The sequence below is a fragment of the Corynebacterium spheniscorum genome, assembly GCF_900113445.1.
Classification (GTDB): domain Bacteria; phylum Actinomycetota; class Actinomycetes; order Mycobacteriales; family Mycobacteriaceae; genus Corynebacterium; species Corynebacterium spheniscorum.
In genome coordinates this window covers 58,855-74,452 of record NZ_FOPJ01000007.1, presented here as the reverse complement: position 1 = coordinate 74,452, position 15,598 = coordinate 58,855, and the positions used below count along the sequence as shown (strand labels likewise).

Below are 15,598 nucleotides of genomic sequence, written 5' to 3'. Positions count from 1 at the left end.
CTGGTCAGCTCTCCGTCTTTAGCCTGATTCTGCAGGCAACCTCGAAAATGACAAAGCTCGCTACGACCCCTAGAAGCTGGGTCGCGATAAGTGATGCATGAATCGGGAGTTCAGCAGCATCGAGCCGTTTGAAGAACACGAATAAGTGGAAGAACCTGCCGCCGGCGAGCGCCTCAGGCGTGATATTGATGACGCACCACAGAATGTAGAGCGGGATGAAGCTCATGGATTCTTTGAGGGCGATCATGATGAAGGCAGCCACCGAGGAGAACAGCAGAATCGGTGGGACAAAGAAGAGAAGATAACGTCCGATAAACGGTAGGTAGCTGACCTCAAGCCCGGAGTTGGAGAAGTTCAGGTAGGAATAGAGATTCAGCGCCGCGCCGAGCAGGTAGAAGATAGCGAGCAGGGGCAGCAGCATCGCCAGATACTGGTGGTAGAAATACCTCTTCCTGCTGCCCAAGAGATAGCTATAAGTGTCGCGGGACTTCACCTTGTCATCGAGGCTGAGGAAGTAATACGCCAAGCCAACGATGATGAAGCTAAGAATCGCACCCAGATAGGTGATGTATTTGTTCTGAAGGATCAGCTGGTACCCATAGCCATTTGTAGCTTCGAGCAGGTCCGCATTAGCTTCATCCGGTGTCTTCGACACGTACTGGTAATTACTAACAGCGCCCGCTAACCACGCTGAGGCGACCGGGTCTTGAGCATATAGTGCTTGGAGCTCGCCAATTGAATGCTCATTTAGCTGATCGATTAGTTCACTGGCTTTGTCTTTCTGAGGTCCACCGGCCGCTACGATCTGGTGGAGGAACTCGCGACTTGCAGCAACAACATCTTCCTCCTCAGCTTCGCGCAGTACCAGTTCGGCTTCGCCCTTTGAGGCCATCGCTTCCACACCGCTGGGATCTTTAAGCGGAAGCATGTAGGTCCCTGGGGTTTGGGTAACAATGAACACACCGCAGACAATGATGAGGCACACCAGCACGGGGCGAAGCCATCGGTGTTTGCATAGCAGTAGCCAACTACGCGATTCAGTCACGGTCGATCACCCACATATAGGCATCTTCCAAGCTGACATTTTCCGCAGGAATATGCTCGGCACCTGAGCTGCTGGGAACGGTAGCCTCAATGTGGCCGCCAACCCGACGAAACGCATAAACCCTGTTTTCTCGCAGGTACTGATCGAAACTCTCGACAGCATCAAAAGTCCGGGTGGATACGTGCTCTTGAGCAGCTGAGATGAGCTCATTGACAGAACCCTGGTACTTCAGCTGGCCATCATCGAGGATTAAAAGGTTCTCGCAAATCAGTTCCACATCAGAAATGATGTGGGTAGATAGCAGCACAATGTGGTTCTGGGCGTAGTCATTGACAATGCTTCTAATGGCTACTCGCTCAACCGGATCCACCCCTGCGGTAGGTTCATCCAGGATAAGCACATCAGGCTCCCCCACCAGCGCCTGTGCGATTCCCACCCGTCGCTTCATGCCGCCGGATAAACTCTCGAACTTAGACTTCCGTTGGGGCTGCAGATTCACCTGATTTAAGATGCTGTCGATGATTTGAGGGATTTCTTTCTTGTCAATCCCCCTCATAACTGCAATTTGCTGGATAATATCCTCGACCTCAAGAAAACCAGGGAATCCGAATTCTTGGGGAAGATAACCAACCCGGTTTCCTAACCCGACTTTGCCGTCGAACTCTATGGTCCCGGAGGTGGGTGTTATAAGACCGGTCATTATTTTAAACAGCGTACTTTTCCCAGCACCGTTTTTTCCTAGAACGCCATACAGACCCGAAGTGAATTCAGCGGTGATATTATCCAATGCTGTCTTGCGTGGATAGACCTTAGTGACACCATTTATGCTGATTATCACGGTACCTGCTCTCTTAGGGGAATGGCGCTGACACTGGGCTAGCGCCCTAAAGTATCTGCCAACTTACTGAATCAAGGTGAACAGCTAGGTGGCTGCCTTTCAGTGCGAGATAAGGCGCTCTCCATTCTTAACCATATCCCACGTACATTAATCGCCACTGCTTATCTCGATTCACCCAGGATAAAAGTTTTTAGAGCGAGAAATGGTGAGTATCAGCCTGTCTTTGAGTCAGGTTATTCACGAACTCGTCGTTTGTAGGCGCTGGGGAGAATCTGAGGAATGGTGGTGCGGCTGCGTGTCCGTTTGCGCACCATGTGCAGCTATTTTCTTATACGCTATGCCCCATGGAGCATCAAGAATGGCTAGACAACCTCATCGGGGATGATTCGCGACGCACGGCCGCTGTGCGTGCGAAGACCCCGAACTCCACGCTGGCGCGCCAATATGAGAACAACCGACTCACCCCAGAGATGGTGATTGCGCTATGCCGCGCCTATGAGCTCTCCCCGATTAGCGGTTTGATTGCCACCGGTTATCTCAATAGCGATGAAAGCACCGGCGATATTCCGGTGGAGTTCGCCTTAGAAAAAGCTTCGCGCGCACAGTTATTGCATGAGATCGATCGCCGTTTCCGGCTTGGTGAAGCTTAAGACTTCTTGTCTTCCACCACAGGCTTAGCCTCGGGTTCAGTCGTGGTGGCTGTTGGCTCGTTGCCCATGAACTCAGTCATGGTCACGTGCCCTTCTTCGCTAATACCCTCGCGCTTGAGCACCACTGCCACGGTGCGCCATAGAATTTTTAGGTCCAGCGGGATGCTGCGGTGGTCCACATAATAAACATCTAGGTCAAAGCGCTTCTCCCAGTCCAAGCCATTGCGGCCAGATACCTGCGCTAAACCAGTGAGCCCCGGGCGTACTTCTTGGCGGCGCGCCTGGTGCTCGTTATAGCGCTCCAGATAGCGCATATATAGCGGGCGGGGCCCCACCACGCTCATATCCCCGCGGATGATATTCACCAAGGTGGGGAGCTCATCAATGCTGGTGGCTCGAATGAACTTCCCTAACCCGGTGAGACGGGAGGCATCATCAACGCGTCCCCGTGCTGGGTCCACATCATGCATGGAGCGGAACTTCATCATCTTGAAGGGCTCACCGTTTTTCCCGGCGCGTTCTTGACGGAATAACACTGGCCTGCCCATGGTGGCGGCGATTGCTACCGCGGTGGGGATCTGGATGGGCAAGGTCACCACAAATAAGGCACTCGCGCTTAGAACATCGAAAGCGCGCTTCGTCTTTTCATACAAGCTCATGGCGGGAAGTTATCCATTTCTGTGCAGTGCCTTGGGGCGAAGCCTCGGGGCGAAGCCTTGGGGCGAAGCCTCGGGGCGAAGCCTCGGGGCGAGGGAAATTCTTTTCTGCAGTAGGTCAGCGACCTCGAGCGTGGCTAGGGGTGAAGTTTCTTCTGCCGGTGACGTTCCCGCTGCAGCGGGTTTTGTTTCTTCTTGGTGGCCTTCAGCGCGCGTTTATCATCGCGTTCTCTTTGCACAATTTCTTCTGGGCTGGTGGCTTCCGCCTCGGAGTTGCTGCGCAGCATGGGGGCGCAAAGGGCCACCAACGCGAAGAACCAGATGAGGCGCGAATCCAGGTAGTAACCAGAGAACATCGAGCAGAGGAAGATCGCTGCGCTACCAGCCATGGCGCACACCACGCCGAAGGTCGCGGTGCGTAGGCGCTGCCAAAAAGATAGGGCGATGGTGATTAGCAAGACCAGCACCAAGATCAAGCCCAGCGGGCCGGTTTCGGTAATGGTGGTGAGGAAAAGATTATGCGGGTGTTGGATGCCCGTGGCGTCTTGGAAGTGGAAGGCGTAGCCACCTAAACCTACACCGCTAATGGGGTGCGATTGGATGAGGTCCACCGCGTTATCGGCGATCTCATCGCGGCCTGAGGAGTAGCGATCAACCAAGGTGAGCTTGAAGAAGCGGTTAAGCACCAAGCGCATGAAGAGGTTGCGCAGCTGCGGGATGATTAAACACAAGATCACCCCGGCCACGCTCAGCCCAGCGCAGATGGCCAGGATTTTGCGTTGCTTCTTCAACCACAGGTGGCCGCCGAGGAATACCGCGGCGGCAAAGGCTGCCACGAGGCCGCCGCGGGAACCAGAAAGCACCGCACAGGCGAAGAAGATGGGCAGTGCTCCGAGGAAGAGCATGCGTTGGTAGCGCAGGGTGAGATAGAGCGCCGAGATCATGCCGAGGTCCATGTAGCGGACGAAGACATTCGGTCCGCCACCGAATGCGGACATGCGGTTGGGGGTGGTCCAGGTGCTGGTGAAACCACCAATCACAAAGACCAACCCGAGGATAAAAAACGTCCACCACATGATCGGCAACATTCTTTCTTTAAGCGAATGCGCAACCATAAAGGTCACCACACCGAGCAAAATGAGGGTGAAAACATCCGGTAGTTCTCTATGCGGGGCGGGCGCCCAGAACGCCGAAACCACTAACCAGAGGGTCCACAGCAGGAAAAAGAGCATCACCGCATAGGCGGTATGCGAGGAAGCGAAGCGGCTTTTTTGCTCTGCTTCCTCGGCACGCTTGCTAGCGACACTTCGGGTATCCACGCGATGCGATGCTGGTTGCACCACATCGTGGATCATTAGGCTCAGCGCGGAACATAGCGCCAAGACCACAGCCACGGGCAGCGCAATGAAGTTTTTATTAAGAACCTGGATGGAGGTATTTCCAGCGAACATCGCCAGCACTAAAAAGATGATGGATAGCGCTGCGAAGGGTTCGTCCTTCAGTACCGCAGCCCGCTTGTAGAGCGAGATGGGGGCGCGCAGGCTGCTGTCTTCAGGTCTCTCTTCTTTCTTGCGTTGCTTCTTGGCTGTGGGTCTAGCAATCACTATGTAAAGTCCTGTTCAGGGTCTCCACCACGCGGTCGATATCCGCGTCGCTCAACCCCGAGCCGCTGGGTAAGGTGACGGCCCGACCGAAGAGTTTCTCTGCGGTGCCATTAAGCACCCCGCGTGCCCCGGCATAAACCGGCTGCAGGTGCATAGGCTTCCACAGATGACGCGCCTCGATATTTGCTTCCTCAAGGGCAGCAATAAGGTCATCCGGGGTTAAAGCATGGTTATCATCCAGAACAATCGTACTCAACCAGCAATTTTCCTTATGCTCATGGGGGGTCGAAACATCACCCAACAAGCGGAACCCCAGGCGCTCACCAAGCTCCTGGTAGCGTGCCCGAATCTCCGCGCGGCGCGCCATGAAAGTATCCAATTTGGCTAATTGTGCGCGCCCCACAGCGGCCAGCAGGTTAGAAAGACGGTAGTTGTACCCAATATCGGTGTGCTCGTACCAGGCGACCGGCTGGCGGGCCTGGGTGGATAGGTAGCGGGCACCGTCAATAAGTTCTTTGTCATCAGAGACCAACATGCCGCCACCAGAGGTGGTGATGATCTTATTGCCATTAAAGGAGATCGCGGCAGCCACACCGAAGGATCCCGCCGGGCGGCCATTAATGCTCGCACCTAAGGATTCCGCGGCATCAACCAGCAGGGTCACACCATGCTGCTTGGCGATCTCTTCGATTTCCGGGTATTCGCAGCAGCGACCCATCAGATCCACGGTGATCATCACCGGAACGCTTTTACCTTCGGCTTTGAGTTCACTAATGGCTTGGTCAAGCAGCTTCGGGTCGATATTGCCGTCTTCTAAGGCATCTACGAACACCGGGGTGGCACCAACATATTCAATGGCGTTGGTGGTGGCTGCGAAGGTAAGCGAAGATACCGGTACATAATCGTCTTCACCCACACCTAGGCGCAGTAGTGCAAGGTGCAAGGCGGCGGTACCGGAGCTTAATGCCAGGCCGTGTTCGCAGCCGGTGCGCTGAGCAATCTCTTCTTCAAAGGCATCCACCTCAGGGCCCAGGGGTGCGACCCAGCCAGAGCGTACCGCCCGCAGGAGGGCTTCTTCTTCTTGCTTATCGACGGTGGCTTGGGAGAGCAGAATGCGGTGCTCAGTCATGGTGGAGGGCTCCTGAAAGAAAGGTGGTGTGTGGGGGAAAGTGCTGCGGTTATGAAATGCGGGACTGAGTGGTGGGGTTATTTCTTTTCCACTGCGTCGTAGAGCACCCGCATGAGCTTCCTAAAGAGTAGGTCGCGGTCGAATTCTTCGCGGCCAATTCGGCCAGATACTTCCGCAGCCTGCCGGAGTTTTTCAGGTTCCTGGCGTAGCTCACGGATCACCTCTGCGGCGGCATCCAGGTCACGGGGAAGATCAAATCCCGCACCTTCAGCTACAGCGAGATCCCGCAGCCAGCCCTTGTGGTTAAAGAGGATGGGTCGAGACGCCGCCATGGCATCAAATACCTTGTTCAAGCTGCAGGGCTCTAGGCAGGGGTCGAGGCGAAGGGAGCTTAAAACCAGGTCAGCGCTGGCCACGTAGTTGGCTACCTGCACCTTGGGTTGTTTACCGGGCAGCACTTCTGCTGGGGATAGGCCAAGGGCCTTAGCTTGGGCTTCTAGTGCTGGGGTGGAGGATCCGGCGCCGAGCAGGATGAAGCGCACATTATCTTCTTTGAGTTTGGCGGCTAGGTCCACGGCCCATTCGAGTTCGTAGACATAACCGAAGCCACCGGCATAAACAATGACGGTTTCCTCTTCGCCCCAGCCTTGTTCCTTGCGGAAGGCTTGGCGTTCTTCTTCGGTGCGGCTAAAAAGCGCCACGTCGGAGGCATTAGGAACGATGGTGACATCGGCTTTGGGGTCTACCTTTACTACCCCATCGCGCATACCGGGGCTTAGGGCCACGATCTTCTTCGAGGAGCTATAAGCGATTTTTTCTAGGAATTCAGCAAGCCCAATAATCACCGGGTTTTTGAGGAACCCTAATTCCACCGGCACTTCCGGCCAGAGGTCGCGGACTTCAAAGACCATCGGCACATTGCGAATGGTTTTTGCCACCACACCGGAGATAGCAACCGTCAATGGTGTGGAGCTAGCGAACACCACATCTGGGTGGGTGCGCGCAGCCACGGCGGAGCTGACGATCATAAACCGGGCGAAAGACATCATGCGTTTAGCCATGGACATGCTGTTGTCATAGGGCACGGCAAGGCGGCGAACGTGGATGCCTTCGACGGTTTCATCTAAGGCTTCTTCCCCACCGCAGATCATGGTCACTTGGTGGCCTTCGTGGACCATGCGTCGGGCGAATTCATAGGGGCGGGAGCCGCCATCTTCGCGGGGGAGTTTGAAGTGCTGGTGGATATAGGTGATGTTCATGAGTTTTCATTCCTAGCTGGTAGCAACACATAACCGGCGATCACGCCGATGAGGTACACCGCAATAGAACCCCACGCAGCACCAAGGGCACCGTGGGTATAAATAACAATCGGGAAGATGATCATTGCCGCTACAGCTGCCGCGCCTTCTGCCGCCCCAAGTTTTTGGGAATGCGGGCCGGCCAGCAAAATTCCGCAGAGGTGCCGGAACATGGCGAGCAAGATGGAGGCAATGGTCAGCGGGATGATGAAGGCGCGGGCTGGTTCATAGGCCCGCCCAAATAGCGGCACTAGCAAGAACCAAAGGGCCGCTCCACCGATCACGCCTAGTGGCAGAAACAACAGCGAACCTTTAGCGAGACTGCGCGCCGCAGCCCGCCGATCTCGGGAATTGCCCTTGCCCGAATGACTTGTTTGATAATCCGCCAGGGACTGCGCAATCCAATAAAGCGGTTCGGTGGCGGTAGCAACCACAATGAATAAGCCCAGCGACCCGGCGCTGACCATGGCGGGTAAAAGAATGCGGTTGAGGCGGGTGGAGATCAGCTTCGCCAGCCCGGACCAGGTCAGCGCCGCATTGTTGCGGATGGATTCGCGCAGGGCACCTTGGGGCAGTGCCTGGTTGCGGCGAACGACCATAAAGCCGTAGAGGGCGAAGAAAATGCCGGGGATGATGTATACCCCAGCCCAGTATTGCCAGGTCCGCACGCCGAGTAGCCAGAGGATGAGGCTGCCGATCAGGATGCTGCCCTGGTAGCCGAAGGTGGCGATTAAAAAGCCGCGGAGCTTCTTGGTGCGGATCGCATCGGAGCGATACCAGCTCATCCACACCGTAACGAGCGCAGCGGGGGCGGCCATCATGATCCATGGCCCATAAATCGGCCAGATGATTGCTGCGACCACGGCTAGGGCGATGAGCACCGCGCTTAGGCTCGGAAGCACATAGCGCGGACTCTTCTGCCCCAAGTCCTCGTGGCTTGCGCCGTCCTGGCCCGAGCCTTCCTCCTGCCGCAGCAGCGCGCGGTCCACGCCATAGCCAATGATGGGGGCGGTGATATACGCCAATTGCAGCACAGTGGCCACATGGCCGCGCAACTCCGGGCCGAGGGAACGCGCGGAGATGATATTGACGATGAAGCTCACGCCGGCGGCCAGCATGGAGGCCCCGGCGACGGAGACCACCGCGCGAATCACACTGCGGGACACTAGCGTTGCTCTACCGCAGTTTCAGCGGCCCTTTCATTAATGGAATTGCCATAGGCGCGCAGCCAGTGGCGTGCCGCTTCATCTTCATGCATGGCGGCCTCCCATTCGCCCTGCAAACTGCAGGGCACAACCTGTACTTCAGTGATCAGTTCATGGCGGTCGCCCACAATCGGATCTTCAGTGTCATCCACCAATTCCTCCGAAAGCTTTTCACCCGGGCGCAGCCCAGTGTAGGTGATCTCAATTTCACCTTCGCGACCATGCAAACGGATCAGCTGTTCCGCCAAATCCGCGATCCGCACCGGATCCCCCATCTCCAAAACGAGGGTTTCCCCAGAACGCCCCACCGCCGCGGCAACCAGCACCAGCTGGCAGGCCTCCGGGATGGTCATAAAGAAGCGCTCCACATCCGGATCCGTCACCGTAATGGGGCCACCATCTTCAATCTGCTTGCTGAAGGTGTGCACCACCGAGCCGCGGGAACCAAAGACATTGCCAAAACGCACCGACACCCAGGTGCCGGGGTGCTCTAGTGCCATATCGGCACACAGGCGTTCCGCGGCGCGCTTGGATTCACCCAAGATAGAGGTAGGGTTAGCGGCCTTATCGGTGGACACATTCACAATCACGCTGGCCCCGCATTTCGCGGCGGCATCGAGCACATGCTTGGAGCCCATCACATTGGTCTTCATGGCTTCGGCTGGGTATTGCTCCAGCAGCGGCTGGTGCTTCAGCGCGGCGGCGTGCAGCACCACCTCGGGGCGGCGTTCCATGAAGATCTTGTCCACGGCTTCTTTATCGCGCAGGTCCGCCAGGATGGTATTGCGGCCATCCAGCAGCGCCGTACCCAAAATGGAAAGCTCCGTGGCATGCAGGCCGCCTTCATCGCGGTCCAACATCATCAGCTCAGCTGGTTCAAAGTGGTAGATCTGGCGGCACAATTCCGAACCAATGGAACCACCCGCGCCGGTAACCAGCACGCGACGCCCTTTAAGCACGCGGGAAAGCAGATCCGTATCGATCTCCACCGGCGGGCGACCAATCAGGTCAGAAACACTAATTTCACGGAAGGATGCCGGGGCCTTGGGGCCTTCATCCAGCTCAGCGACCGGGGAGGAGATCAGCACGCGCACATTAGCGGCATCGCAGGTCTTCTTAATCATCGCCACTGCTTCAGGTGATGCCACCCCATCGGTAATGATGATCATCACGCGCGCATCGGTGCGTTCGATGGCGCTGCGTAGCTCATGTTCGCTGAGTTCTTGGGCGCGCATGCCGTGCACAATATCGCCGGTGGTATCCACGGTGTCCGCGAAAATCGCCACCGGGCGGTATTGGTTACTCGCCGCACCCGGCAGGGTGGAGAGGAAGCTGGCGGCGCGGTGCCCGGAGCCATAAATCATGGCGCGTTCTGCGGTTCCGCCCTTGCCATAACGGCTCCACGCCCAACGCCACACCGAGCGCGCGGCCACCGCCACCACGGTCACAAAAGCACCGGCAATCAGCGGCACGGATCGCGACATCATCCCGTGCGGGGCAATGAGGTTCACCGCCAGGGTGCCGATCAGTGCGCTGAGCACTTGCACGGCCACCACCATCAGAATTTCGGTGTGCGAGCCGGGCCACACCCGGCGCATGGAGGAATACAGTCCGGCCAGCCACCCGAGCACCATCATGGACACCATGATGACACCCAGGATTGCCAGGGCTTTTCCAGAAAGCGCGCTCATTTCGCTGAGCGCTAGGTCATGACGCACCCAAAGTGCCATGTGCATCAGCACGACCCAGAAAATTAGGTCAGCGATCATCCACTTCAACTGGGATGAGCGCGTTACGCTCGAATCTTGCTGCATTATTGTCTCTCTACCTACCAGCGGGCGTGGTGGCCATCTTCAGGTTCATCCGCCCCTGAGTCGATGGTGTGGTCAATGGAGGGATAGTCAAAGCTTTCCCCGAGATCCTCAGCTGAGGCGGGTGCTTCCCAAAACTCGGCAACGGGCGGGGTTTGCCGCACCTCGTTTTCTTGTGCGCGAGTAGCAACAGCACGATGGCGTCGAACAACAGCCTCATCATGTACCGCGTTGCGAGCCTGCTGCGCCAAAGAATGCTCCTTTTGGGGAGCGGTCGTAACCATAGCCTCTGCTTGGGAGTCATACCCATATCCGTAGCCATAGCCCTCAGACTTAGAGGCCTTCAAACCATTAACGATAATCCCGGCGATCTGCGAACCAGTCTTTTCCAACAACTCCATGGATTGTTGCAGCTGAGTGGTCTGAACCAACCCAAGTCGAGCAACCAATGCCACCGCATCTACCTGCGGTGCCAGGATCAACGCATCCGTCACCGGCAGCGATGGCGGGGAGTCCACAATCACATAATCGTATTGTTCTTTCAGCGCTGCTAAGACCCGGGACATCGCTTGGGAACCCAGCAATTCTGAAGGGTTCGGTGGGGGCGAACCGGCGGGCAGCAAATCCACCCCAGCGTTTAGGGTCTGCAGAACATCATCAACCTCAACGCTGCCGGCTAAAACATTGGTGAGCCCCACATGCGCGGCGGTACCGAAGCTGGCATTGGCTTGCCCGGCGCGCAGGTCGGCATCCACCAACACAACCTTATTGCCGGCTTCGGCCAGAACTGCCGCGACATTCAAGGAGATAAAGCTCTTGCCTTCATTAGGCACAGAGCTGGTAAAGAGAAGAACGCGTGGGGTGTGGTCCACAGCCACGAAGGCCAAGTTGGTGCGCAAGTGACGGAAGGCTTCCGCATTCGCTTCCCCGGTTTTCACCTGGTGGCCGGGTTCCGGAATCTCCTTAGCCACCATAATCTTGCCGAGTACACCAGCCCCGGTGATATCCACTGCATCATCCACGGTGCGCAGGGTGCGGTCATAGTATTCCCGAATAACCGCCGCAATCAGGCCTAAGACCAGCCCGATAAATAGTCCCAGAGCAACAATTTCCCAGGCTTTTAAGCCCACCGGGGAGTCCGTGGTGCTAGGTTGGCCCACCATGTAGAGGTAGGCGGTGGGAACATCACTACCCGCCGGGGTTTCAACTTCCGCCACCAGGTCAGTTAGCGCAATAGAGGTTAAGCTGACCATTTCTTCTGCGGTGTCTGGATCTTCATCCATGGCGGTGATGCGGATCAATGAAGTATCGGCTTGGGCCATGGCGCGAACAGCACCACGCAGTTGCCCGATCTTTAATTGGCCTTCGCTATCCGCGGCGACGCGGTTAAACACATCGGATTGGGCAACCATGGCGGCGTAGGTGCGCACGCGCTGGTTGGCGGCCATGGAAGCTTGGTAGGCGTTTCCCCCACCATCAGCATTCGTGGTTGAGACGGTTAAGGTAACAGAGGACTGATACTCCTGTGGCCGGATCCCGGCGTAGCCAATCGCGCAGGCGAGGCCTAATAAGGCGCATACCAGCACAGTAATCCAGCGTCGAGTTACCACCGTTACCAGGGTGGCTATTTCATTCATACGTTATGGTCTTCTCCTTGAAATCACCCACGAATTAACCTTGATGGATAAATGATTCGTTATCATTTGGGGCACTAGAATCGGCTGCATGCACAGATTTGATCCGCAAACTATCTAGGGCGAACCACTGGGTCAGTATGTGAACCTAAAAAAACTAACACATATCCCGACCAGCCACTATGCCGAAGGTTCCAATATTTGACCTATCAATAAAAGTTGACTATCCACTTAATTTGCAAAATACCTAGTCACAACATTTAAGCTCGTCATACAAGGAAACACCCACCAGGAGTGTCTAATCGGTCACCACAAGAAAAGCTACCTTGTACTAGAACGCTGGTTGACCCAACTCTATTTACTTTTGGAAAGATCCTGAGGAACTCAAAAGTAGAGATACTCGTCACTTTAAGCTTTATGATGAGTAATTCCTCGGGCGTATGGGCAATGCGGTGCCTTGACCAACCGCCAGGCATACTTAGTGCCATCGCCCCCAGCCCAACAACAGCCTCTTTTCAAGAAAGACCCTTAGTCAGCCCCATGAACACCGTGCTTTTCATCTGCCAGGGAAATATTTGCCGCTCCCCTATGGCCGAAACACTCACCCGCCAATATTTCCCCCAGGTTGATCCCAGCCGGATCCGCTCCGCAGGTCTTGGTGCCGTCGTTGGTGCTGGGATGGATGGTCGCTCCAAAGCAGCCCTGGCTGCCGCGAATATCCCAGCAGACGCTAGCTTTGTTTCCCGCCAATTCACCGCCCCCATGGTGGATAACGCACTGGTACTCACCATGAGCCAGCGTCAATCCGCCGAATTAGCGAAATTAGCCCCCAATGCCATCCCGCGTACTTTCACCTTGGGGGAACTCGCAGCACTATGCCGCACCTACCCCGGTGAGTCCGTAAAACACATGCACCGTTCTCGGCGCTTGATTGAGCCTGCCCCCGATATCCCGGACCCGGTGAGGGAAGACCCGGAGGTCTTCCACCGAACCCTAGAGCTCATCGATGATTATCTTCGCGATATCGATGATCTCTTCGCCGATTGGTTTGAGCTTTAACCCAAGTTGAAGGTGTGCGCGTCCGACGGGTTATCCCCAATCACGGCATGGAGGAAGTAGCTGCCAGCCGGTACAGGTTGGCGCTGCTGGCACATCTCCGGGGCGGAGGTGGTGCGCGACCACCTCGCCTCAAAGTGGCGTTCCTCTCCAGCCGGAAAGATGCGGGTACCGGTTCCTTCCGAGGCGTTGCAATCCACATCCGCCCACACGCGTTGGTTGGTGGCCAGGTCATAAACCTCAAAGCGCAGAATGTCGCGATCTAGGTCGATCTCGCAATCCGCGTCGGTGGGGTTTTTCACCGTCATATAGAACTTGGGCTCCACATTGCCCGCGTAGTTCGGCTGATCAGAAGTCGCGGTGATCCTAAGATCATGAAGCTCGCAGCTTTGTTTCTTTGGAGCTTCAGCGCTCGCCTCGGTGCTTTCGCTGGTGCTCTCCGAAGTGGACTCGCTGCTGGACTCCTCAGTGGATTCGCTCGTGCTTGTTGTCTCGGTGGCCTCAACGCTGGTGGTTGTGGTTGTGGTGGCGGCGACGTCGGTGGATTCGTCCTTCTTACCGGCGAATTTGACCATCGCAAAAATCAGTATCGCGATCACCACCAGCAGCAAAAAGAGCGCAGCGACGCGGCGGCGAACGTAGATCACCTCAGGCTGACGAGGAGCCTGTTCTTGATCATAGGAGTTACGGCGGGGAGGACGTGGGGAGCTCACGCCCTGTAGTTTAGGTGGCTTTCGCCGTCCTAGGAGGTACCCACACCGTTCGTGTCTTCATCGCTGACCCCGAAGGTACACACCGGCTCCGCCAAACCATCAGAGAGGCGATAGCGCAGACCCACCACACCAACAGTGCCATTGTCTAGGTGCGCTTTCAGCTCTGGCGAACGCGAGATGACCTGGCCCACGGTCTCAATGATGTGTTGGCGCTCAAAGTCGGAAACGGTATTCCGGTTCTCTGCCTTCGACACCAGAATCGAGGGGCTGACCTTTTCAATCAGGACGCGTTGGAAACCATCCGGGATGGTACCGCCATCAAGGGCATCCGCGGTGGCTTTCACAGCACCGCAGGACTCATGGCCCATCACTACAACTAATTCCACGCCGAGGCTTTCTACGGCGTATTCGAGGCTGGCGAGGACCGAGAGGTCAATGATTTCACCGGCGGTGCGGATAACGAAGAGGTCACCTAGTCCCACATCGAAGACGATTTCCACCGGGACTCGGGAGTCCGAGCAGGCCAGCACCACTGCACGGGGGTTTTGGCCCTCCCGGAGTTGGCTGCGGCGACTTTGGTCTTGGTTGGGTCGCTGTTGGGCGTCCTCAATGAAACGACGGTTCCCCTTTTGCATGGCGTCCCATACAGCTTTGGGGTTTCTGTCCACATCACGCATCGGCATAGTTCTTATTCTCGCACTTGCTAGGATCTTTAGTGCCCATGACCTTGAATAACCGCCGATTGTTTACCCCCGAAAAACCCAATGATCATACTTGCGCGCTCAAAGTGATCGATTGGTATCGTCAGAATGCCCGCGATTTACCGTGGCGCGCCGAAGGCACCAGCCCATGGGCGGTGCTGCTTAGCGAGGTCATGAGCCAACAAACCCCCGTAGCCCGGGTGATCCCTCAATGGGAAGAATGGATGCGACGTTGGCCCACCCCGAATGATTTTGCTCAAGCCAGTACTGATGAGGTGCTGCGCGCATGGGGTCGGTTGGGTTATCCGCGGCGAGCACTACGGCTTTTAGAATGCGCCCGAGAGATCAGCACTCGCTTTAACGGCGAGGTACCTCATCAGGTGGAGGACCTGCTTGCCCTACCAGGCATCGGTGATTACACCGCGCGGGCGGTGGCGTGTTTCGCCTATCATCAGCCGGTTCCAGTGGTGGATACCAATGTGCGCCGCGTGTATGCGCGGCTGGTGCAGGCCACTTTTTATTCCCCTCCTGCCCGCAAAAGTGAGCTGCGTTTAATCGCAGACTTTTATCCGTCCGGTAAAGAACCAGAGTGCGCAGTGGCACTCATGGAATTAGGGGCCTTAGTGTGCACCGCTAGCTCCCCGGATTGTGGGCACTGCCCGGTGTACCGTGAATGTGCCTGGCAGCGCGCTGGTTGCCCTGAACCTAGTGCGCAGGAGCAGGCAGCGAAGAAGAAGCGGGTGCAAAAGTTTATTGGCACCGACCGCCAGGTGCGCGGCAAGATTATGGCTTTGCTGCGGGAAAGCAAAGAGGTAAAGCGCGCCGATATTGATGCGCTATGGCCGAAGCCGGCGCAACTATCCCGCGCGCTTTTCTCTTTAATTGATGATGGGTTAGCCGAAGAACATAAAGCTGGGGTTTTCCGCCTACCCGTGTAGTCCCGGAGCGGTTTTATTTGCTGCGGTTCTTCCGGCCCTTCCAACGGCCACGGAAAGTTAAGCCACCGGGAAGGTTCACCCACAGTCCACCACGGGAGTTGAAGGTCACCGGCCCAACCTTGGTGGAGCCAGAGACCCCGGAGCCGGAAATATTCAGCCAGCTATTCTTACCCAGCTTCTTGCGCTTGCGGTATTGGATGCCCATGCGTTTCTCCCGTTGAGGTGTCTATGTTGTTTTAGTTTCTGTGAAGTCTACCGCGTGTAGCTGGCCACACACCTGGTTGATACCCAGCTGGTTGCTGATAAACAATTTTTGAGCC

15 protein-coding genes are annotated in these 15,598 nt (G+C 56.4%); 3 read left to right on the top strand and 12 right to left on the bottom strand.

Annotated elements, in window-relative coordinates; genetic code table 11:
* Positions 1-4: 4 nt before the first annotated feature.
* Positions 5-961 (bottom strand): hypothetical protein, encoded by a 957-nt coding sequence (locus BMZ01_RS06700; RefSeq protein ID WP_143067458.1) that lies wholly within the window; start codon positions 959-961, stop codon positions 5-7.
* Between the two features lie 76 nt (positions 962-1,037).
* The gene (locus BMZ01_RS06695; protein WP_092285752.1) at positions 1,038-1,883 is read right to left on the bottom strand and encodes an ATP-binding cassette domain-containing protein; all 846 of its coding nucleotides are present in this window, start codon (positions 1,881-1,883) and stop codon (positions 1,038-1,040) included.
* Between the two features lie 344 nt (positions 1,884-2,227).
* Here BMZ01_RS06695 and BMZ01_RS06690 point away from each other — a divergent pair, with 344 nt between their 5' ends.
* Positions 2,228-2,533, top strand: coding sequence for a hypothetical protein (locus BMZ01_RS06690; RefSeq protein WP_143067457.1), 306 nt, complete (start codon positions 2,228-2,230; stop codon positions 2,531-2,533).
* On the opposite strand, the gene BMZ01_RS06685 is transcribed toward BMZ01_RS06690, so the two are convergent.
* From BMZ01_RS06685 to BMZ01_RS06655, 7 genes are all read right to left on the bottom strand, one after another.
* A complete protein-coding gene (locus tag BMZ01_RS06685; RefSeq protein WP_092285748.1) occupies positions 2,530-3,192 on the bottom strand; it encodes a sugar transferase in 663 nt (220 codons plus the stop codon). The two genes, BMZ01_RS06690 and BMZ01_RS06685, sit on opposite strands and share 4 nt — an antisense overlap.
* A gap of 134 nt (positions 3,193-3,326) precedes the next feature.
* Positions 3,327-4,793 carry an O-antigen ligase family protein gene (locus BMZ01_RS06680; RefSeq protein WP_092285746.1) on the bottom strand — a complete coding sequence of 489 codons (1,467 nt, stop codon included), beginning with the start codon at positions 4,791-4,793 and terminating at the stop codon, positions 3,327-3,329.
* A complete protein-coding gene (locus tag BMZ01_RS06675) occupies positions 4,783-5,922 on the bottom strand; it encodes a DegT/DnrJ/EryC1/StrS family aminotransferase (RefSeq protein WP_092285744.1) in 1,140 nt (379 codons plus the stop codon). Before BMZ01_RS06675 ends, BMZ01_RS06680 begins: the two co-directional genes overlap by 11 nt.
* 77 nt (positions 5,923-5,999) lie before the next feature.
* On the bottom strand, positions 6,000-7,181 hold the full coding sequence (locus tag BMZ01_RS06670; RefSeq protein WP_092285742.1) for a glycosyltransferase family 4 protein: 1,182 nt from the start codon (positions 7,179-7,181) through the stop codon (positions 6,000-6,002).
* A complete protein-coding gene (locus BMZ01_RS06665; RefSeq protein ID WP_092285740.1) occupies positions 7,178-8,386 on the bottom strand; it encodes a lipopolysaccharide biosynthesis protein in 1,209 nt (402 codons plus the stop codon). The genes BMZ01_RS06670 and BMZ01_RS06665 overlap by 4 nt, the downstream gene beginning before the upstream one ends.
* Complete coding sequence (locus tag BMZ01_RS06660) at positions 8,386-10,155, bottom strand: polysaccharide biosynthesis protein (protein ID WP_218140941.1); 1,770 nt, start codon at positions 10,153-10,155, stop codon at positions 8,386-8,388. Before BMZ01_RS06660 ends, BMZ01_RS06665 begins: the two co-directional genes overlap by 1 nt.
* A gap of 98 nt (positions 10,156-10,253) precedes the next feature.
* Positions 10,254-11,873 (bottom strand): tyrosine-protein kinase domain-containing protein, encoded by a 1,620-nt coding sequence (locus BMZ01_RS06655; RefSeq protein ID WP_092285738.1) that lies wholly within the window; start codon positions 11,871-11,873, stop codon positions 10,254-10,256.
* A 537-nt stretch (positions 11,874-12,410) separates the two neighbouring features.
* On the opposite strand from BMZ01_RS06655, the gene BMZ01_RS06650 reads away from it, so the two are divergent.
* Positions 12,411-12,929 carry an arsenate reductase/protein-tyrosine-phosphatase family protein gene (locus BMZ01_RS06650; RefSeq protein ID WP_177180096.1) on the top strand — a complete coding sequence of 173 codons (519 nt, stop codon included), beginning with the start codon at positions 12,411-12,413 and terminating at the stop codon, positions 12,927-12,929.
* Here BMZ01_RS06650 and BMZ01_RS06645 read toward each other — a convergent pair.
* Both BMZ01_RS06645 and BMZ01_RS06640 read right to left on the bottom strand, forming a co-directional pair.
* Positions 12,926-13,639 carry a hypothetical protein gene (locus tag BMZ01_RS06645; RefSeq protein ID WP_092285734.1) on the bottom strand — a complete coding sequence of 238 codons (714 nt, stop codon included), beginning with the start codon at positions 13,637-13,639 and terminating at the stop codon, positions 12,926-12,928. The genes BMZ01_RS06650 and BMZ01_RS06645 overlap by 4 nt on opposite strands.
* 29 nt (positions 13,640-13,668) lie before the next feature.
* On the bottom strand, positions 13,669-14,322 hold the full coding sequence (locus tag BMZ01_RS06640) for a carbonic anhydrase (RefSeq protein WP_092285732.1): 654 nt from the start codon (positions 14,320-14,322) through the stop codon (positions 13,669-13,671).
* 38 nt (positions 14,323-14,360) lie between these two features.
* Here BMZ01_RS06640 and BMZ01_RS06635 point away from each other — a divergent pair, with 38 nt between their 5' ends.
* The gene (locus tag BMZ01_RS06635) at positions 14,361-15,278 is read left to right on the top strand and encodes an HhH-GPD family protein (protein ID WP_092285730.1); all 918 of its coding nucleotides are present in this window, start codon (positions 14,361-14,363) and stop codon (positions 15,276-15,278) included.
* 13 nt (positions 15,279-15,291) lie between these two features.
* Here the strand turns inward: BMZ01_RS06635 and BMZ01_RS06630 are convergent, their stop codons facing one another.
* Positions 15,292-15,483, bottom strand: coding sequence for a DUF4236 domain-containing protein (locus tag BMZ01_RS06630; RefSeq protein ID WP_092285728.1), 192 nt, complete (start codon positions 15,481-15,483; stop codon positions 15,292-15,294).
* Positions 15,484-15,598: the final 115 nt, after the last annotated feature.

Coding starts and splice junctions, on each gene's coding strand:
- BMZ01_RS06690 (WP_143067457.1), top strand. CDS start 2,228: ATGGAGCATCAAGAATGGCTAGACAACCTCATCGGGGATGATTCGCGA.
- BMZ01_RS06685 (WP_092285748.1), bottom strand. CDS start 3,192: ATGAGCTTGTATGAAAAGACGAAGCGCGCTTTCGATGTTCTAAGCGCG.
- BMZ01_RS06675 (WP_092285744.1), bottom strand. CDS start 5,922: ATGACTGAGCACCGCATTCTGCTCTCCCAAGCCACCGTCGATAAGCAA.
- BMZ01_RS06670 (WP_092285742.1), bottom strand. CDS start 7,181: ATGAACATCACCTATATCCACCAGCACTTCAAACTCCCCCGCGAAGAT.
- BMZ01_RS06660 (WP_218140941.1), bottom strand. CDS start 10,155: ATGGCACTTTGGGTGCGTCATGACCTAGCGCTCAGCGAAATGAGCGCG.
- BMZ01_RS06655 (WP_092285738.1), bottom strand. CDS start 11,873: ATGAATGAAATAGCCACCCTGGTAACGGTGGTAACTCGACGCTGGATT.
- BMZ01_RS06650 (WP_177180096.1), top strand. CDS start 12,411: ATGAACACCGTGCTTTTCATCTGCCAGGGAAATATTTGCCGCTCCCCT.
- BMZ01_RS06640 (WP_092285732.1), bottom strand. CDS start 14,322: ATGCCGATGCGTGATGTGGACAGAAACCCCAAAGCTGTATGGGACGCC.
- BMZ01_RS06635 (WP_092285730.1), top strand. CDS start 14,361: ATGACCTTGAATAACCGCCGATTGTTTACCCCCGAAAAACCCAATGAT.
- BMZ01_RS06630 (WP_092285728.1), bottom strand. CDS start 15,483: ATGGGCATCCAATACCGCAAGCGCAAGAAGCTGGGTAAGAATAGCTGG.